This is a genomic window from Streptomyces sp. NRRL F-6676 (genome assembly GCF_000725625.1).
Lineage (GTDB): Bacteria > Actinomycetota > Actinomycetes > Streptomycetales > Streptomycetaceae > Streptomyces.
In genome coordinates this window covers 210,392-227,839 of sequence record NZ_JOHS01000007.1, presented here as the reverse complement: position 1 = coordinate 227,839, position 17,448 = coordinate 210,392, and the positions used below count along the sequence as shown (strand labels likewise).

Sequence of the window (17,448 nt, the reverse complement as noted above, 5' to 3'; positions counted from 1 at the left end):
TCAGCGGCGGGCCGAAGCCGCGAGCATCGGGAGCGAGATGACATCGGCCAGGGCCTGCTGGCCGGCGATGTTGGCGTGGATGCCGTCGCCGAGGTCGTACGCCGGGTCGATGCTGTTCGGCTTCACCGGGTCCGCCAGCACCTGGTCGAAGGGGAGGACGCCGTCGCAGGTGCCGGTGCAGTTGTTCCACGTCGACACGAACGTGCCGACGGTGTGCCGGTCGCGGTTGTTCCGGTCGCTGTAGCCGGGGCGGGGGGTGATGGGCGTGACGTACACCTTGATCCCCGCGTCCCGCAGCCGCTGGAAGACCTCGCGGTAGCTGGCGAGGGTCTGGTCGGCGTCGCAGCCGTCCGCGAGGTCGTTGGTGCCGTAGTAGTAGAGGACGCCGGTGACTCCGTGCAGTGCGAGGACGTCCCGCTCCAGCCGGGAGGCGGCGTCCAGGCCGCGGAGCGAGTCACCGATGCCGGGGCAGGTGGCGGCGCTGGTGGTGCCGCCGATGCCTTCGTTGGCGACGGCGAACTGACGCGAGGCGGGGAGTTCGGTGGTGATGCGCCGGGCCAGGTCGTCCGTCCAGCGCAGGTTCTCGCCCGGGCGCTCGCAGCCCGGGCCGCAGCTGGTGGAACCGGTGCCGTCCACGACCGAGCTGCCGAAGGCGACGAGGGTGCCGCGCAGCCGGGTGTTGTGCACGTCGACGGCGCTCACCAGGTAGGTGGACTCCGTCTTCTCGGTGTACGCCGCACCGCTCGCGTCGGCGGTGTGGTCGCCGGAGCCGGGCGGGGTGAGGTAGTTGGTGCGGAACGCGCTGTCGTGCCGGCCGGCGGGTGCCGTACCGGAGACGGACAGCGACACCGCGACGTCGCCCTGGGCCTTGGTGGTGAGCCGGGTGCTGTCGCTCCACACCTCGCCGTGGGCCGGGACGACGACCGTGCGCCGGCCGTCGAACGTGACGGTGCGTGGGGTGCCTTCCGTCGCGGCGCTCTTGCCGGTGGTGCGGGCCACCGTGGCCGCGTCGACGGTGAGGGGGGTGTCGCCGAAGGTGTTCTGGACGCGCACGCGCAGCGCGTCACCGCCCTGGCTGAGGTGGGTGATCATGCGCACGGACCGCTCGCGCAGCGGGGTGCCGGACAGGTGCTGCTGGGAGGTGGCCCACGAGGTGAACCAGCCGTGGTCGCGGCCGTGTTGGCCGGCGGCGGCCTCGGCGGGGGCGGCCGCGGTGGTCGCGGACGTGGCGATGACCGACGAGGCGACGGTCAGGGCCAGCGCGGCCGCGACACGTCTGGTGCGGCGGGTCCGGGCGGGGTGGAGCACGCGGGCGAACAGTGGACGCATGGGGGTGCCTTCCGACGTGAGCGGACGGGTGCGGTCATCTGCGCGCGGGCCATGGGGCGGATCCGTTCCGGGCCACTGTGACGACTTCCGCATCCTAGACACCATCGCCCCACCCCGAAACAGTGCGTGGACGCACCGACGGCGCGGGACGAAGCACGGTTGAGAGGGCGTGCGACAGGGGAGGACTGGGCATGACAGCGCCGCACCATGTCCGGCGAACGCAGGGGTGGGGAGGCGTGGTTGAGGGAAATGACCGAGCTCGCGGAACGGGTCGCGCTCATCGACGCCCGCATCGAGCCCATCGCCACGCGACCGGTGGACATGACCGACCCGGAATGGCCGCGCGCCATGCGGGAGGCCCCGCACCCGCTGGACGAGGCGGGGGTCAGGGCCGAGGCCGAGACGGCGCTGCGGGAGGTGCTCCGCTGCTACGAGGAGGGCGACGAGGACACCCGGGCGGCCCTGCGCGCGCTCCTCGCCCGCTGCGACTCCTTCCGCTGGGCGACGTCGCTGCCCTTCACACCCACGGCCGAGGGCTTCACGCGGCGTCTGCTGGAGCTGTCCGTCCAGGACCAGGGCGGTGACACCCGGGACATGATGGTCGACCTGAACGATCTGTGCGCACAGGCACGGGACGCCGGTGTCGACATCCGGCCGCTGCTCCTGGACGCGGCCGCGCTCTCCAGCGACGTGGACAGGTACGGGATGGGCTCCACCCGGGGAATTCTGCGCCGGGCGGCGGCGAGGGAGCCCTACGGGCTCTGGTGACGGCGGGCGCGGCGGGGTGCCGTCGCCACGCCCGCCGTGGGGCCCTGGTGTCAGGTCCGCGTCACCGGGGCCTGGAGTTCGGTCACCCAGGCGTCGCGGTCCTCGGGGCACTCCAGGTTGATCTCGCGGGGGTAGCCCGTCGGGCGGTAGCCGTGGGCGTCGGTCCAGTGGGCCAGGGTCTGGGCGGTGGAGAGGACGGTGTCCATCGAGCCGCGGTGGACGATGGTGGCCGCCTGCTCCAGGGCAGGGAGGTCGAGGATCCGGAAGTCGCCGTCCTGGAGCGGGGCGGAGACCTGGACGGCGGCGTGGACGGTGATCCGGCCGCCGCCCTCCGGGGCGTCCTCGTAGTACGCGACACCGGGCCCCGTCGGCGTGACGCCCGCCGCCTCCAGGCGCCGGAACAGTTCGTCGTAGAGCGGGCCGATGACCGGGCCGATGTGCTCGGGCCCGAAGCTCGCGGCGGTCGCGGTCAGTTCCGCCACCCGGAGGGTGGGGACGGCGGTGAGGACGACGTCGTTCGTGGGCATGTGCCCCTCGCTCTCGATCGCTCGGAGCCTCGCCTCGACCTGGACCAGCCGCGCCCGCGTCTCGGCCACGGCGGCCTCCAGTTCGGCCCGCCGCAGCCGCAGCATGCCGCGCAGCTCCTCGGCGCCCAGCTTCTCGTCGACGATGTCCCGGACCTGGCGCAGGGTGAAGCCGAGGTCCTTCAGCGCGACGATCCGGTTGAGGCGGGCGAGTTGGCCGGCGGTGTAGTGGCGGTAGCCGTTGACGGGGTCGACGTGGGCCGGGCACAGCAGACCGGTCGCGTCGTAGTGACGCAGCATCCGGACCGAGACGCGGCCGTGCCGGGCGAAGTCTCCGATGGTGAACATGATGTCTCCGAGTGGACCGCCTGACACGGTGTGAGGGTCAAGCGCCGCCCGGTGACCGGGTCGTCCCGGCGTGGGTCAGTGCTCCCGGTGCTCCGCGCGCACGCCGTCGATCGCGATGTCCAGGAGCCGGCGCGCCTGTTCGTCGTCGTCCTGGTGCTCGGTGGCGAGTGAGATGGTGCTGACGAGTGCGAGCAGATCCTCGATGCGGATGCCGGGGCGGGCCGCGCCCGACCGCTGTGCCTGGCGCAGCAGTTCGCCGGCCGCGGCGGTGATCATCGTGATGCAGCCGTCCTGCTGCCGCACCGGCCCCGGGTCCCGGCCGTCGTGCACGAGCGAGGCGACCAGACCGCGGCTGGTGGCCGCGTAGGCGTTGAAGTCCCGCAGCCAGGAGAAGAGGGCGGTGCCGGGTTCGCTCTCCCGCGCGTACTGGTGCGCCTTGGCGCAGAGGGCCTCGACGCGGTCGCGGAAGACGGCGTCCAGCAGCGACCACCGGGAGGGGAAGTGCCGGTGCAGGGTCGCCGAGCCGACCCCCGCCCGGCGGGCGATCTCTTCCAGCGAGGCACCGGCTCCATGGGCCGCGAACGCCTCGTGGGCGGCGGCGACGATGCGCTCGTGGTTGCGCCGGGCGTCGGCGCGCAGGGGCCGTCGCGCTGCGGTGTCGGGCACGGTCACTTCCCGCCTTTGCCAAGTGGGGCACGTCTCCCGGTAGCCTAGCGGACCGGGAGTGGGGTCCCACCCCACTTATGTCCCGTGAGGGCGAGGAGATGCCATGCGTGCGGTGCGGTACGACCGGTACGGACCCCCCGAGGTATTACGGATCGTGGAGGTGCCCACGCCCCGGCCCGGACCGGGAGAGGTGCTCGTCGAGGTGCACGCCGCGTGCGTGTGCGCGGCGGAGACGTTCTTGCGCGCGGGCGGACTGCGCCGGGTCGGCCGCGCGTCCTTCCCCCGCGGCACGGGAACCGGCTTCGCCGGCCGCGTCGCGCAGGTGGGCGACGGGGTGGACGGCCGGCGGGCGGGCGACGCGGTGTGGGGGCTCATGCCGCACATGACGTTCGGGGCCGTCGCCGAGTACGTCGTCGTGCCCGAGCGGCGCCTCGCCGGCGCACCGGAGAACCTGGACCTGACGCAGGCGGCCGCGCTGCCGGTGTCGGGCACCACGGCCGTCACCGCGCTGACGGACAAGGCCGCCCTCGCCGCCGGCGAACGGCTGCTGGTGCGCGGAGCCGCCGGGGGCGTCGGCAGCGTCGCCGTCCAGCTCGGCAAGGCGCTCGGTGCCGAGGTCACCGGCCTCGCCGGGGCCCGCAACCTCGACCTGGTCAAGGAGCTCGGCGCCGACACCGTCCTTGACTACCGCACGACCCGCCCGGCGGACCTCGGCCGCTTCGACGTCGTCCTCGACGTGGTGGGTACGGACCTCGGCGCCTACCGGGCGCTGCTGACTCCGCGGGGCCGCATGGTCGCCCTCGCCTTCGACGCGGAGCACCTCATCGGCTCCATGCTCGGCCTCGTCCTGCGGGCCGCCGTCTCGCCCCGACGCCTCAAGTGCTTCAGCAACAACCCGTCCGCCGAACGGATCGCCGAACTCACGCGGCTCGTCGAGGCGGGCAGCATCCGCCCGGTCGTCGACACGGTCCTCCCGCTCGCCGACATCGCGGAGGCCCACCGCAGGCTCGAGGCGGGCGGTGTGCGCGGCAAGTACGTGATCGACCTGCGGCAGTCGTGACCGGGGCGGAGACGTGACACACGCCGAGGCGTGACCCGCCCGGGGACGTGACTCCGGCGATGTGACCGGCATCACTCGGGAGGGAAAACCTGTCGCCGCCGCCCCGCGTCTAGAAGGCGTGAGATCAGGAAGGAAGACACCGGGCGAGCTGGACGAGGAGGGGCTTGTCCGGCTCGTGGCCAGGGGTGACCGGGGCGCGTTCGAGGAGCTGTACCGGCGGACCGCGCCGTCGCTGGCGGTGCGGTTGCGCCGGCGGTGTGCGGACGAGCAGATCGTCGCCGAGGTGATGCAGGAGACGTATCTCGCGGTCTGGCGCGCGGCGGGCGCGTTCACCGGGAGCGCGGCAGGAGGCACGGCCGTCGGCTGGCTGTGGACGATCGCCGCGCGCCGCCTCGTCGACGCCTTCCGGCGCCGCGCCCATCACGCGGAGCCGCCGCCCGCCGCCGCCCCGCGCACCGCGGCGCCCGCCGCCGAGGAGGAGGCGCTCGCGGCGACCGTCGGCGGCGACGTCGGGGACGCGCTGCGGTGCCTCGCGCCGGAGCTCCGGCAGGTGTTGCAGGCCCTGGTGCTCGACGGCATGTCCGTCCGCGAGACCGCGGTCCTGCTCGGGCTGCCCGAGGGAACCGTCAAGACCCGCGCCCGCCGGGCCCGGCTCGCGATGCGGAAGGCACTGACATGAGTGGGGAACACGCGTCGGAACGGAGCATCGACGCCTACGCGCGCGGTGTCACGGACGCCCTCGCCGACGACGAGGTGTGGGCCCTGGAGGCCCATCTGGAAGGGTGCCGGGTCTGCCGCGACCGGCTGTCGGACGCCGTGGCCGCACGGTCCCCGGCCGTGACGGCACTGGTCGACACCGTGTGGTCGGGGCTCGAACCCCGGCTGGCCGCCACGCCCGTGATGCCGTACCGGCGGCGGTGGTCCGCCCTGCTGTCACGGTGGATGACACCGGTGATGGTGCCGTGGCTGGCCATGGTGGTGAGCGTGACCCTGCTCGCGCTGCTGCTCGACCGGATCGGCACCGGCACCGGCGAGGCGCCGCTCGTCCTGCTGCTGGCGCCGGTCCTGCCCGTACTCGGCGTCGCCGCGTCGTGGTCGCGCGGCCTGGACCCGGCGTACGAGCTGACGGCCTCCGTGCCGAGGGCGGGACTGCGGCTCGTGCTGCGGCGCACCGCGTCCGTGCTCGCCGTGGTCGTCCCCGCGCTGCTCGTGGGCGGAGGGGCGACGGGGGTGACGGCCGGACAGTGGCTGCTGCCCTGTCTGGCGTTCACCACGGCGACCCTGGCGCTCGGCGGCGTCATCGGCGTGACCCGTGCCGCGGTGTCCCTGGTGGCCGTGTGGGCCGCCGTGATCGCGGCGCCGACCCTGGCCGCCGGCCGTACCACCGCCGCCCTGGGGACGGACGCGCTGCCCGTGTGGGCACTGCTCCTCGCCCTCGGCACCGCAGTCGTACTCGCCCGCAGAAGCGCGTACGCCGAACTGGCGGCCCACCGATGACGACGACAGCGATCACGACCACATCGACGACGACGGCAACAAGGAGGAACCCCCGTATGACGCCCGCAGTGAGCGCGGCCGATCTCGCCCCCACGGCGTACGCCTGGCAGATCCGGGCCGCCGGACTGAAGGTCAGGGCCGGCCGGAAACGCATGGCGGTCGACGGGCTCGACCTGTCCCTCGGCACCGGCGTGCACGGTCTGCTCGGCCCCAACGGCGCGGGCAAGACCACCCTCATCCGGGCGCTGGCCACCGTGCTGCGCCCCGCCGACGGCACCCTGGAACTGCTCGGCGAGTCCGTGGGCGGCAGGGGCGAACACCGTGCGCTGCGCCGGCGGATCGGCTATCTGCCGCAGGAGTTCGGCTACTACAAGCGCTTCACGGTGCGCGAGTTCGTCGAGTACATGGCCTGGCTGAAGGAGGTCCCCAAGGCGGACATCCCCGCCGCTGTGCAGCGCGCGGTGGAGCGCGTGGGTCTCGCCGACCGCGCGGACGCCCGGATGAGGACGCTGTCCGGCGGCATGGTGCGCCGGGTCGGCATCGCCCAGGCCCTCGTCAACGACCCGGCGGTCCTGCTCCTCGACGAACCGACGGTCGGCCTGGACCCGGCGCAGCGGCTGCGGTTCCGCGAACTGCTCCAGGAACTGGGCGCCGACACGTGCGTCGTCGTCTCGACCCACCTGGTCGAGGACGTGGGTGCCGCCTGCACCCACGTGGTGCTCCTCGCGGAGGGACGGCTGGTCTTCCAGGGCACCCCGGACGGACTGGCCGCGGCCGGCGGCCCCGAACACGTGGGCGACAGCCCGCTGGAACGCGGCTACTCGGCGCTGCTGCTGGACTCCGGCCGGGGAAGGTCCGGAAAGTCCGGCCGGGAAGGAGGCTCCTGGTGAACGCCCGTGTCCTGCGCACCGAGTTGAGGCGCTCCGTCGCACCCTGGGCCGGCGCCGTCGTCCTCACGGGCGCGCTCGCGTTCCTGTACCTGATCGACGGCTCCTGGTGGCGGGGGAGCACGGCGTGGACGGCCCAGTGGACGTCGCTGGCCCTGTGGAGCCGCGCCCTCCTCTTCTACCTCTGGCCGCTCACCGTGGGCCTCGGCGCGTTGCAGGGGCTGCGCGACCACCGCGCGGGGATGCCCGAGCTGCTGACCAGCACCCCCAGGCCCGCCCGGCACCGCGCGGCCGTGCTGACCGGCGCGACGGCGCTCACCCTCGTCTGCGCCTCCGCCGTCCTCGTCCTCGTCGGCGGCGTCCAGGTGCTCGGCCACAGCGACTACACGCACCTGCGGTGGCTGCCGATCTCGCTGGTGGGTGTGCTGTTCCTCGTCGCGGGCGCCGTCCTGGGCATGGGCGTCGCACGCACCCTGCCCTCCGTCATCACGCCGCCCGCACTGGCCATGGCGGCCTTCGCGTTCACCGTCCTGATGAACGCCTCCCTGGGGCGTACGCAGACGACCACCTCGGCCGGCGTCACGGGCTCGGAGCCGAAACGGGTCTCCCTGCTGTCACCGACGGTGGACGAGGTGCACAGCGTCTTCGTCACGCTCTCCGCCGCCGTGCACGTCGGCCAGACGCTCTGGCTGCTCGGCCTCGCCGCGACCGGCTTCGCCCTGCTGGTCGCCACGACCGCGCGCACCCGGTTGCTCGCCGTGACACCCGCACTGGCGGGCGCGGTGCTCGCCCTGCTCGTCCTGCCCTCCGACCCGCACCGGATGTACGTCGTCGACACGAGTGCCGCGGCACCGGTGTGCGACGGACCGGTGTGCGTGGCCAGGGCGCACCGCACGCGGCTGGACGACCTCGCGGGCCCCGGCAAGGAGGCGCTGCGCCTGCTGCACCGCTCCCTGGGCGACCGCGCCCCGGACACCGTCCGGGAGAACACCGCCGTCCCGCCGGACGGCACCACCCCGCGGTGGTCCCGCGAGACCGTGCTGTTCGGCTTCGACGACGACCTCGTCCGCGAGGCGAAGGGCGAGGAACTCACCCGGGCCCTGATCGCGCAGGGCATGGCACCGGGGTGCACCCCCGTCGGCTGGAGCAGCGTCGGCGGAGACCTGTACGCGCAGGCGGTCGCGGTGGGGTGGGTCCTCGGGGACCTGAAACCGTTCCCCGCCGGGGAGTCGGAGAACCTGCGCCGCCAGGTCGACGCCCAGGCCCGCCCGGTGTGGAAGAAGCTCGAGGCACTGCCCCGGGCCGAACAGCTCACCCGCGTCAACGCCATGCGCACCGCCGCGCTCTCCTGCCACGGCGACGCGTTCGACGCGCTCAAGGGGGGCGGGTCCCGGTGAGATGGCTGACGCTGTACGCACGCTCGCGCCGGGTGCCGGCCTCGCTCGCCGTCCTGCTGGTGAGCGCCCTCGCGGTGTCGGCGCTCGACCAGGACCCGGCGGGGGATCCGCGACTGCCTCTGCTCGGCCTCGCCACCGGCGCGATGGCGGCCTCGGTCGGCCTCGGCGGCCAGGACCTCGCACTGGACCGGACGGCCGCGATCCGCTGGGCCCCCCGCCGGGCCGCGCATGTGCTGCTCGCCGCCGCGGCCGTCGGCGCGGTGCCGGCGGCCGGCGACCCGGCCACCACGGCGTTCGTCCTCCGCGACGCCGCGGGCCTGCTGGGACTGGCCGCCCTGGGCGCGGCACTCACGGGCGCGCAGTACGCCTGGGCCCTGCCGTTCACCTGGCTCGCCCTCACCCTCTTCGCCCCGCCCCCGGCCGGCACACCGATGCGGGCCGCCACCTGGCTGCTGCAACCCCCCGACAGCACGGCGGCCACCTGGACGGCGGCGGCCCTCACCCTCACCGGCACGACGGCCTACGCCCTCGCGGGCCCGCGCCGGTAGCCGACGGTCAGCCACCGCCGGAGCGGTGCGCCGCGGCCGCGTCCTCCAGCGCCGCAAGCCCCGCGGCGACCAGCGGATGGCCGGAGCTGCCACGCCGTACGGCGGTCAGCAGCCGCCGTACGGGAACCGGCTCGCCCACCAGGGGCACCCGGACGACCGGGTGCCGGGGCAGCGGCACGATCCGGGGCACCAGACAGACACCGAGCCCCTCCGCGACCAGCGCGGAGACCGCGTACCACTCCTTCACCCGGTGGACGACGCGCGGAGTGAAACCGGCGGCCGCACACGCGGCCGTCACCAGAGGGGATGCGCCTGCTGACCCTCGTCCGCGCCGCTGACCGGGATCGCGGTGGCGGTGCTCTCGGCCGTGGTCCCGTACTCGCTCGAACTGGCGGCGTTGCGGCGGCTGCCGGCGCGGACGGTCGGTGTGCCGGCCGGTCTCGAACCGGCGAGTGCGGGCCTCGCCGGGGTGCTCGTTCTCGACGAGAACCTGGGGGCGGTGCAGTGGGCGGGGCTGGTCTGCGTGGGCGTGGCGGGCGCGGGTGCGGTGGTCCCGCGGGGGAGGGGGCGCGGGGAGGCGGGGATCATCGGACCAGGCCGGCCAGCAGCAGGTCGAGCAGGCGCTCGGCCTGGGCGCGCTGGTGGGGGGCGCCGGTCACCAGGGTGACGCCCGCGAGGGCCATGAGGATGTCGGGGGAGGGCACGTCGTCACGGAGTACTCCCTGGGCGACGCCCGCCAGGCGGAACTCCTCGATGGCGCCGGTCAGTTGCTCGCGCGTGCGGGAGCCCAGGCGCTCGTCGTCCCGCAGGAGGGCGTTGAGGGTGTCGGCCATGCCGTGCTTGGCGACGAGGTAGTCCAGTACGCGGGACATCCAGGTCCGCAGGGCGCGGTCGGCGGGGAGTCCGGCGAGCAGGTCCGGCGCCCCGGCGGCGAGCCGGGCCGTCTCGTAGCGGTAGGTCGCGTCGACGAGCTGCTCGCGGGTCGGGAAGCGCCGGTACAGCGTGCCGATCCCGACGCCCGCGTCCTTGGCGATCGACTTCAGGGTCGCGGCGGCGCCGTCCCGGGCGAAGGCCCTCGCGGCGGCGGCCAGCAGCTTGTCCTCGTTGGCCCGTGCGTCGGCACGGACCGGCCGGCCGGATGACTCGGACATGCGGGTGTTCTCCCTCTGGGCTCTCGTTCGACACGCGGGTGCTCCCCGCTCACGGCTCTCGCTCGACGTCCGGCTTGCTATGCGGAGTCGGCTCCGCTTAGTGTGACGGCTCAAAAGCGGAGCCGACTCCGCTTGGGTGTCACGGTAGCAGCCGGCCATCTGCCACTGCCGTGCCGCCACCGCAGCCACCGGAGGGTCCACGCCATGCAGTACCGCACGCTGGGCAGTACCGGCGTCCAGGTCAGCTCGTTCTGCCTGGGCGCGATGATGTTCGGTCAGTGGGGGAACCCCGACCACGACGACGCGGCCGGCATCATCCGCACGGCGCTCGACGCGGGCGTCAACCTCGTCGACACCGCCGACGTGTACTCCGGCGGCGAGTCCGAGGTCATCGTCGGCAAGGCGATCGCCGGACGGCGCGACGACGTCGTCCTCGCCACCAAGGTGTCCAGCCCCATGGGCCCCGGCCGCAACGAGCGCGGCGCCTCACGGCGCTGGATCGTCAAGGCCTGCGAGGCGAGCCTGCGCCGCCTGGGCACCGACCACATCGACCTCTACCAGGTGCACCGGCCCGACCCCGCGACCGACCTCGACGAGACCCTGGGCGCCCTCTCCGACCTCGTCCGGGCGGGAAAGATCCGCTACGCCGGCTCCTCGACTTTCGCCCCCTCGGCGATCGTCCAGGCGCAGTGGACCGCCGAACGACGGCAGCGCGAGCGCTTCGTCTGCGAGCAGCCGCCGTACTCCCTCCTGGCCCGGGGCATCGAGGCCGACGTCCTGCCCACCTGCGAGACGTACCGGATGGGCGTGCTCACCTGGAGCCCGCTGGCCGGCGGCTGGCTCTCCGGCCGTCCGCGCCGGGACGCGGCCGGCCCGACCAGCCACCGCACCCGCACGATGCCGTTCCGCACCACCCTCTCCCACTACGACCTCGGCATCCCGGGCAACCGGGCCAAGCTCGACGCCGTCACCGCGCTCGACGGCATCGCCGCCGAGGCCGGTCTGACGCTGATCCAGCTCGCCCTCGCCTTCGTCACCACCCACCCCGCGGTCACCGCGGCGATCATCGGCCCGCGCACCGCCGAACAGCTGGACGGCCAGCTGAGCGCCGCCGACATCGTCCTGGAGCCCGCCCTGCTGGACCGCATCGACCGCGTCGTCGCACCGGGCACCGACCTCAACCCCGAGGACACCGGCTACGCGGCCGGGATCCTGGCCGACCCGCAGCGCCGCCGCCGCGCCGCCGTGCGGTGACCCCCGGCGAGCCGGCCCGCCGGCGCACCCCGCCTCATGTACGGCGGCCGTGCTCACCTACGACGCCCGCGCTCACGTGCGGCGCCCGTGCGACGGCCCCACCAGGCGGTCGCCGGAGAGCAGCGTGCCGGCCTGCTTGAGGTGCCGCAGCACGGGGGAGACCTCCATGCTCTGCAACCCGGGCAGGGAGCCGACGCGGTCCGAGGTGAACTCGAAGAGTTCGTCGAGATCCCGGCAGTGCGCCACGGCGTGGACGTTGGACGGCCCGGAGACGGCCGCGGCGAAGGCGATCCCCGGTTCCCGCGCGAGGGCGCGCCCCACCTCCTTCACCGCCGACGGATGCACCCGCAGCCACAGATTGGCCCGCGCGTGATACCCGAGGGCGGCCGCGGCGATCTCCACGTCGATGTGGACGGCCCCGCGCCGCAGCAGGGCGTCCAGGCGGCGGGAGACCCGCCCCGGCGTGGAGTCCGCCGCCGCGGCGAGGTCGACGAGACTGGCCCGGCCGTCCACCGCGAGGGCCACGCAGATCCGTTCGTCCCCGGCCGTCAGCACCACCGGCTCACGGGCGACGACGGGGACCTCGGCGAAGGGAGAGCCGTTACTGCCGAGCAGAGCCTCCTGCTCCGGCGACAGCACACCGTCCAGCGCCGCCCAGTAGTGGCCGCGTCCGCCCAGGAACTGACGGAGCATCGCGAAGGCGTTGATGTCGAGCACCGCCGCCGTGCGCGGCAGCCGCCGGCCGAGCAGCTCCTCGCGCTGCTCGCGGCTCCGTGACTGGATCGCGCAGGTGATCTCGTAACCGGCCGCGCTCAGGGCCACCCAGTTGACGTCCTCGCGCCCGGCGAGCGCCTCGGCGATCGCCGCGACACTGCCCGGCCGGCAGCGCAGCCGCACCAGCCATCTGCTCTGCCCCAGCGCCCCCGGATTGACCACCCCGGCGACCCGCAGGACACCCTCGGCGCGCAGCCGCCGGTACCGGCGGTTGACGGCACTCTCGGTGAGACCGACCGCGCCCGCGATCGCGGCGAAGGACGCCCGCGGAGCGATCTGCAATGCGCGGATGATCCGCACATCCTCGGGCTGTACGGCGAAGGATTCCGACATGGAGGCACCCGGCATGACGGGAATCCTACAGAAGTGCTCCTCCGGCTCGTTCCGGCGACGGGGACGCGCACAGACTGGCCGCATATCACCGGCTGCCGAACGAACAGGACACCTCATGCCGTCGACCACCGAGAACCCCCGGAGCCCCCGGAACCCGCAGAGCCCGGACGCGCCCACCGCACTCGTCGTCGGCGCCTCGCGCGGCCTCGGCCACGCGATCGCCGCCGAACTCCTGGAGCGGGGATGGAACGTCATCGGCACGGTCCGTGACACCACCGCCCGCACACCCCTGCACGACCTCGCCGACCGGTCCGGCGGGCGCGTCACCGTCGAACACCTCGACATCAACGAACCCGCCCACCTGCCACCCCTGCACGCACGCCTCGCCCCACGCCGTCTCGACCTGCTCCTCGTCAACGCGGGCACCACCAACAACGTGGACACCCCGATCGGCGCGGTACCGACGGCCGACTTCGTCGACATCATGGTCACCAACGCCCTCAGCCCGATGCGCGTCATCGAGGCGCTGGAGGATCTCGTGTCCGACACCGGGCTCATCGGGGCGATGTCCTCCGGGCAGGGCAGCATCACCCACAACACCAAGGGCGGCCGCGAGGTCTACCGGGGCAGCAAGGCCGCCCTCAACATGTTCATGCGCGGCTTCGCCGTCCGGCAGTCCGGGACCGACCGCGCCCTCGTCCTCATGGCACCGGGCTGGATCCGCACCGCGCTCGGCGGACCCGACGCGCCGTACACCCTCGAGGAGAGCACCCCCCTGATCGTCGACGTCCTGCTCTCCCGGCTCGGCACCCCCGGCCTGGCCTATCTGGACCGGACGGGCGCGACCGTGCCCTGGTGAGCGGCGCGGCGGCCCCCGGCGCGACAGGGCGCATCCCGGTGCCGGTCACGTCAGCAGGGTGCGTCCGACGAGGAAGACGTTCAGCGCGCTGATCTCCCGCCGCGGCGACGAGGAGCGCCTGGTCGACCTGGACGCCTCCCGGCTGTCGGTCGCCGAGCGGGTGCATGTCGACCCGCACACCGCCGCACGGAACGCCGTCGCCCTCGCGAGCGACTCCGCCGACGCACCGCCCGACCCGGAGATCCCGTCGCTGCTGCGCGAGGAACTGCTGCCCGGCCGGCCCGAGGAGTGGCTGCTGGACGCGCGGGAGCACTTCCACCAGACCCGGCTGCACGCCTAGGAGGCCGTCAGCCGCCGCCACCGTCACCAGGGCCGGATGTGCACGGCCCTGATGTACGCCATGGCGGCCGTCGAGGCGGAACCACTGCAGGAGAGCGCCCATCGCGAGATCACGGCGGTCCACCTCGCCGAGGGCAACACGACCGAAGCGCTGCGGCACTTCGAGGCGTACCGTCGCCGGCTGCGTGGCGAGCTGGGGCTGCCGCCGTCCACCGGCTACCGGAAACTGCTGTCCCCCTGCCTCGGCAGGCCCCTCGACGTCCGCGACTGACCGGCCCGCCACCGGTCACCGGCAACCGGGTGGGCATACGGTGGCGCGGCACAGGTCTGCCTCACCGCGCTCCGTCGGCCGGCCGGCCCACGGCTCCGCGCGCGGTACCGCCGGGTCCGTCGCCGTCCGCCACGAGCGCCGGGCCCCAGCCGTGGCGCACCACCGCGTACCTCTCTCCGTCCGCCGGAGGCCGTGTCCACGAGCGGGTGGTGAAGGTGTGCATCCGGCTGTGCACGAGGGCCCGACGCGGCAGCCGGACGCCGAACTCCTCGCCCACCGCCGCCAACAGCGCCTGCTCCACTGCGGAGTCCACCCCCGGCTGCGCGAAGAACCGGCCCGGCTCCAGGGCCTCCGGTATCGCGCCGCTCGTACGGATCTCCCCGCCCTCGTAGGTGAACGCGTAGTCCTCAATGCCGTCCCGCGCCACCGACAGATGGAAGAATGGCTTCCCGTGCCGCGCCCTCAGCCCGCCCCACACCACCACCGCTCGGGTCCCCTCGCTCGCCGCGCCCGCCGGGGAGACGAAACGCTGCCCGTCGAACGGGGCGGGTTCCGCGTCGAAGGCGAAGCTCCAGCCGGGGCCCGCCCTGCCGACGGCCATGACCGCCTTGTCGTCGTAGGAGGAGAACTCGGTTCTGTTGTCCCGCGCCCGGCAGGCGTCCCACAGGGTCATGGGTTCCTTCAGCGTGGCGCCCTCGTCGCCGAGGCGCCCGGGCAGGTCCTCCGGTCCGACGCCCTCGACCAGTACGAACCGGTAGGCCGTGCGCCGGCTGCCCGGGCCCGGCTCCGCGAGCCACGCCAGGCCGCCCGGGTCCGTCCCGGCCGCCGGTGACGGAGCCGCGCCCTGCTGTCCGCCTCTCGGCGTGGACAGCAGTTCCTCGCCCCGCTCCGGGGTCAGCAGGGGGCCGAGCAGCGGATCTGCCACCCACGCCAGCGGTGCCAGGTGGTCCGGTCCCAGCGGTTCCCACAGGGGCAGGGCGCGCATCAGCGTCCGCCACGCCTCGTCGGTGTCGCCCCACCGCGCCAGCTCCCGCGCCCGCTCGACCGCCTCACCGAACGGCCCGCCCGGCGTGTACCGATACGTGCCGTTCCGCACCTGCTCCAGCGTCGCGTAGGCGCGTGACACCAACTCCTCGTCGCCGCCGCGCAGGTGGTGCTTCAGCGTGGAGTCGTCCCGGTACGAGGTCGCCGCCTGCTCGCCCACCAGCGGCGGCAGCAGTTCGGGCGCGTACCTCGGATCCGTCACGAGGCCGTCGAAGTACACCATGTACGTGCGGCCCAGCAGGCGGCGTATCTGGTCGCCGAGTCCGGTGGCCCGCGGTCTGCCGTACTCCTTGGCCTCGTCGAGCGCCCGCAGGGCCGGCTCCCAGTTCCCGCGCAGTGCGTCGAGCCGGGCCTCCTCCACCGCGGCGTCGAGTTCGCGTGTCGTGTCGTTGACGAACTCCGGCTCGCCGTCCGCCCGGTGCGCCCGGTGCGCCCGGTGCGCCCGCAGACTGTGGAACTCCCGGTGCATGTCGCGCATGTACTCCCAGAAGCCCGCGTGACGTGTGGGCGGGGCGGCGCGCCAGCCGGCCCAGGTGTACACGGCCCACTCGCCGTCCTCGTCCACGTCCTCGGGGGCCATGAGCACGTAGAGCGCGTCCGAGTCGACGTCCAGTTGCAGCCCGCTCCGCCAGATGCCCGCCTCCCGCCGTTCCTGGGGAGTGGCGTCCTCCTCCAAGTACTCCTCGAAGTCGTCGGCGAGTCCGGAGTCGTTGTCGTGCCAGCGGGCCTTGGCCGTGCCCGCGAGCAGGGACACGAAGCCGCCCGCGTGCCGCCAGCCGTCGGTGACGGCGAGGAACTCCCGGTACGACGGAGGCATCCGACGGCCGAGACGCGCCTCCATGGCGGTGATCCGCTCCTCGGAGGCGGGCGGGAACCCCAGCCACCGCGCCTGCCGGGCGGCCTCCTCGTCCTCGTCCTCACTCTCGCCGTCCAGGGAATCCGCCCACTCCCCGCTCCACTTGAGCAGGAAGGGCCGCCAGTCGAAGTGCGTGGTCTCCGTCATGCCCCGGATGCTGCCACCCACCACTGACAACGCCCCGGTGGCCGCCGCGCCCGCGGGCTCTCCCGCTGCCACAGCTTCTGCCGCGTCTCTTGACACGTTGTCATGAACGCCCGGACACTCCGTGCGTGGGAGAGCGCTCTCCCAGCTTCTCCCAGTCTCTCCCGGCCTCTCCCACGCTCCCCAGCCCCCCCGCGACCCCATGACCCATCACGACCCATCACGACCTCCCTCACCCCCACCCAGGAGGTTTCCATGCCACGCAGATCCAAGGTTCTCTCCGGAACGCTGATCGCGGGCGCGCTGCTGTGCGCCACGCTCGGCGCCGGCGGCATCGCCGCGACCGCCGGAGCGGCGGCCCCCGGCACGACGGCCCCCGGCACGACGGCCCCCGCATCGCACACCGCCGCCCACTCCGGCAGCGCGGGCGACTCCGGCCACGCCATGGCCGCGTCCATGAAGTCCACCGCCTCCTCCCCGGACGACCCCGACGGCGACGGCTACATCCCGGCCGACCCGCCGGTCACCGGCGTCACCCCGTCGACGCAGAACCCGCCGCACCGCTACTTCCACGAGTTCCAGGCCAACTGCGGCGTCACCCACACCGCGCCCGACGACCCCATCGTCTTCCCGCAGCAGCCGGGCAAGTCCCACGACCACACGTTCATGGGCAACACCACCACCGACGCCTACAGTTCGACCGCCTCACTGGCCGCGGGCGGCACCACCTGCAAGGCCCCGGGCGACCTCTCCGGCTACTGGATGCCCACCCTGCTGAACGACGGGAAACCGGTGCTCCCGGTCGGCCCCCAGACGATCTACTACAAGGCCGCCGTCACCGACTACACCAGCGTCCGCCCCTTCCCCAAGGGACTGCGGTTCGTGGTCGGCAGCCCGATGCAGAGCGCCGCCGAGTTCCGCGACCACCCCGGCTTCGTCGAGGGCTGGGAGTGCGGTGACAGCTACTTCAACACCGAGTTCCCGGCGAACTGCCCGAACCGTGCCGACGTCCAGCTCAACATCCGCTTCCAGGCTCCCAGTTGCTGGGACGGCAGGTACCTCGACACACCCGACCACAAGAGCCACATGGCCTACCCGGTGGTCAAGCCCGGCACCAACGACAACATCTGCCCCGCCGACCACCCGGTGGCGCTGCCGATGATCGAGTTCAAGATGGCGTTCCCGGTCAACGGCGACATGTCGCGGGTCACGCTGGCCAGCGGCTCCGGGCACAGCTTCCACTACGACTTCTTCAACGCCTGGGACGACGCCACGCTGAAGGCGCTGGTCGACCACTGCCTCGTCGGCGGACTCCAGTGCGACGCGCGCGGCTACGACCAGACGCACCCGGAGGCGGGAGCGGCACTCGACGAGAACTACCGGCTCCCGTAACCACGCC

Annotated in this window: 19 protein-coding genes and 1 pseudogene; 13 read left to right on the top strand and 7 right to left on the bottom strand. The window is 73.7% G+C overall.

What is annotated here, in order from left to right; translation table 11 throughout:
- Window positions 1-1,329, bottom strand: coding sequence for a GDSL-type esterase/lipase family protein (locus tag IO29_RS06390; protein WP_030382004.1), 1,329 nt, complete (start codon window positions 1,327-1,329; stop codon window positions 1-3).
- A 249-nt stretch (window positions 1,330-1,578) separates the two neighbouring features.
- Here IO29_RS06390 and IO29_RS38445 point away from each other — a divergent pair, with 249 nt between their 5' ends.
- The gene (locus tag IO29_RS38445; RefSeq protein WP_030382003.1) at window positions 1,579-2,097 is read left to right on the top strand and encodes a hypothetical protein; all 519 of its coding nucleotides are present in this window, start codon (window positions 1,579-1,581) and stop codon (window positions 2,095-2,097) included.
- Between the two features lie 50 nt (window positions 2,098-2,147).
- Here IO29_RS38445 and IO29_RS06380 read toward each other — a convergent pair whose 3' ends face one another.
- Both IO29_RS06380 and IO29_RS06375 read right to left on the bottom strand, forming a co-directional pair.
- Entirely contained in the window at window positions 2,148-2,969 is an 822-nt protein-coding gene (locus tag IO29_RS06380; RefSeq protein ID WP_030382002.1) for a MerR family transcriptional regulator, read from the bottom strand.
- 75 nt (window positions 2,970-3,044) lie between these two features.
- Window positions 3,045-3,635: a TetR/AcrR family transcriptional regulator gene (locus IO29_RS06375; RefSeq protein WP_030382001.1), complete on the bottom strand. Its 591-nt coding sequence runs from the start codon at window positions 3,633-3,635 to the stop codon at window positions 3,045-3,047.
- Window positions 3,636-3,738: 103 nt separating this feature from the next.
- On the opposite strand from IO29_RS06375, the gene IO29_RS06370 reads away from it, so the two are divergent.
- The 6 genes from IO29_RS06370 to IO29_RS06345 all read left to right on the top strand — a co-directional run bounded on the left by IO29_RS06370 (window position 3,739) and on the right by IO29_RS06345 (window position 9,024).
- Complete coding sequence (locus tag IO29_RS06370) at window positions 3,739-4,695, top strand: NAD(P)-dependent alcohol dehydrogenase (protein WP_030382000.1); 957 nt, start codon at window positions 3,739-3,741, stop codon at window positions 4,693-4,695.
- A gap of 118 nt (window positions 4,696-4,813) precedes the next feature.
- Window positions 4,814-5,374: an RNA polymerase sigma factor gene (locus IO29_RS06365; protein ID WP_030381999.1), complete on the top strand. Its 561-nt coding sequence runs from the start codon at window positions 4,814-4,816 to the stop codon at window positions 5,372-5,374.
- Window positions 5,371-6,192 carry a zf-HC2 domain-containing protein gene (locus tag IO29_RS06360; protein ID WP_030381998.1) on the top strand — a complete coding sequence of 274 codons (822 nt, stop codon included), beginning with the start codon at window positions 5,371-5,373 and terminating at the stop codon, window positions 6,190-6,192. Before IO29_RS06365 ends, IO29_RS06360 begins: the two co-directional genes overlap by 4 nt.
- 56 nt (window positions 6,193-6,248) lie before the next feature.
- Complete coding sequence (locus IO29_RS06355; RefSeq protein ID WP_030381997.1) at window positions 6,249-7,082, top strand: ABC transporter ATP-binding protein; 834 nt, start codon at window positions 6,249-6,251, stop codon at window positions 7,080-7,082.
- A complete protein-coding gene (locus IO29_RS06350) occupies window positions 7,079-8,476 on the top strand; it encodes a hypothetical protein (protein ID WP_030381996.1) in 1,398 nt (465 codons plus the stop codon). Before IO29_RS06355 ends, IO29_RS06350 begins: the two co-directional genes overlap by 4 nt.
- Window positions 8,473-9,024 carry a hypothetical protein gene (locus IO29_RS06345; RefSeq protein ID WP_030381995.1) on the top strand — a complete coding sequence of 184 codons (552 nt, stop codon included), beginning with the start codon at window positions 8,473-8,475 and terminating at the stop codon, window positions 9,022-9,024. Before IO29_RS06350 ends, IO29_RS06345 begins: the two co-directional genes overlap by 4 nt.
- 7 nt (window positions 9,025-9,031) lie before the next feature.
- Here IO29_RS06345 and IO29_RS06340 read toward each other — a convergent pair whose 3' ends face one another.
- Window positions 9,032-9,322: a LysR substrate-binding domain-containing protein gene (locus tag IO29_RS06340; protein ID WP_030381994.1), complete on the bottom strand. Its 291-nt coding sequence runs from the start codon at window positions 9,320-9,322 to the stop codon at window positions 9,032-9,034.
- 51 nt (window positions 9,323-9,373) lie between these two features.
- Between IO29_RS06340 and IO29_RS36355 the strand changes: the two genes are divergently transcribed.
- Window positions 9,374-9,691 carry an EamA family transporter gene (locus IO29_RS36355; RefSeq protein WP_324608204.1) on the top strand — a complete coding sequence of 106 codons (318 nt, stop codon included), beginning with the start codon at window positions 9,374-9,376 and terminating at the stop codon, window positions 9,689-9,691.
- On the opposite strand, the gene IO29_RS06330 is transcribed toward IO29_RS36355, so the two are convergent.
- On the bottom strand, window positions 9,609-10,175 hold the full coding sequence (locus tag IO29_RS06330) for a TetR/AcrR family transcriptional regulator (protein ID WP_030377576.1): 567 nt from the start codon (window positions 10,173-10,175) through the stop codon (window positions 9,609-9,611). The two genes, IO29_RS36355 and IO29_RS06330, sit on opposite strands and share 83 nt — an antisense overlap.
- Window positions 10,176-10,379: 204 nt before the next feature.
- Between IO29_RS06330 and IO29_RS06325 the strand changes: the two genes are divergently transcribed.
- On the top strand, window positions 10,380-11,429 hold the full coding sequence (locus tag IO29_RS06325; RefSeq protein WP_030377577.1) for an aldo/keto reductase: 1,050 nt from the start codon (window positions 10,380-10,382) through the stop codon (window positions 11,427-11,429).
- Between the two features lie 72 nt (window positions 11,430-11,501).
- On the opposite strand, the gene IO29_RS06320 is transcribed toward IO29_RS06325, so the two are convergent.
- Window positions 11,502-12,551 carry an Lrp/AsnC family transcriptional regulator gene (locus IO29_RS06320; protein WP_030377578.1) on the bottom strand — a complete coding sequence of 350 codons (1,050 nt, stop codon included), beginning with the start codon at window positions 12,549-12,551 and terminating at the stop codon, window positions 11,502-11,504.
- 100 nt (window positions 12,552-12,651) lie between these two features.
- On the opposite strand from IO29_RS06320, the gene IO29_RS06315 reads away from it, so the two are divergent.
- The 3 genes and pseudogenes from IO29_RS06315 to IO29_RS35490 form a co-directional block, all read left to right on the top strand.
- Window positions 12,652-13,395 carry an SDR family NAD(P)-dependent oxidoreductase gene (locus tag IO29_RS06315; protein ID WP_051707281.1) on the top strand — a complete coding sequence of 248 codons (744 nt, stop codon included), beginning with the start codon at window positions 12,652-12,654 and terminating at the stop codon, window positions 13,393-13,395.
- A gap of 58 nt (window positions 13,396-13,453) precedes the next feature.
- Entirely contained in the window at window positions 13,454-13,735 is a 282-nt protein-coding gene (locus tag IO29_RS37635) for a hypothetical protein (protein WP_051707283.1), read from the top strand.
- 30 nt (window positions 13,736-13,765) lie between these two features.
- A pseudogene (locus IO29_RS35490) lies at window positions 13,766-14,005 on the top strand (AfsR/SARP family transcriptional regulator); the annotation flags it as partial.
- A gap of 61 nt (window positions 14,006-14,066) precedes the next feature.
- Here the strand turns inward: IO29_RS35490 and IO29_RS06305 are convergent.
- The gene (locus tag IO29_RS06305) at window positions 14,067-16,052 is read right to left on the bottom strand and encodes an SMI1/KNR4 family protein (RefSeq protein WP_030377580.1); all 1,986 of its coding nucleotides are present in this window, start codon (window positions 16,050-16,052) and stop codon (window positions 14,067-14,069) included.
- Between the two features lie 252 nt (window positions 16,053-16,304).
- On the opposite strand from IO29_RS06305, the gene IO29_RS06300 reads away from it, so the two are divergent.
- On the top strand, window positions 16,305-17,441 hold the full coding sequence (locus IO29_RS06300; protein ID WP_030377581.1) for a DUF1996 domain-containing protein: 1,137 nt from the start codon (window positions 16,305-16,307) through the stop codon (window positions 17,439-17,441).
- Window positions 17,442-17,448: the final 7 nt, after the last annotated feature.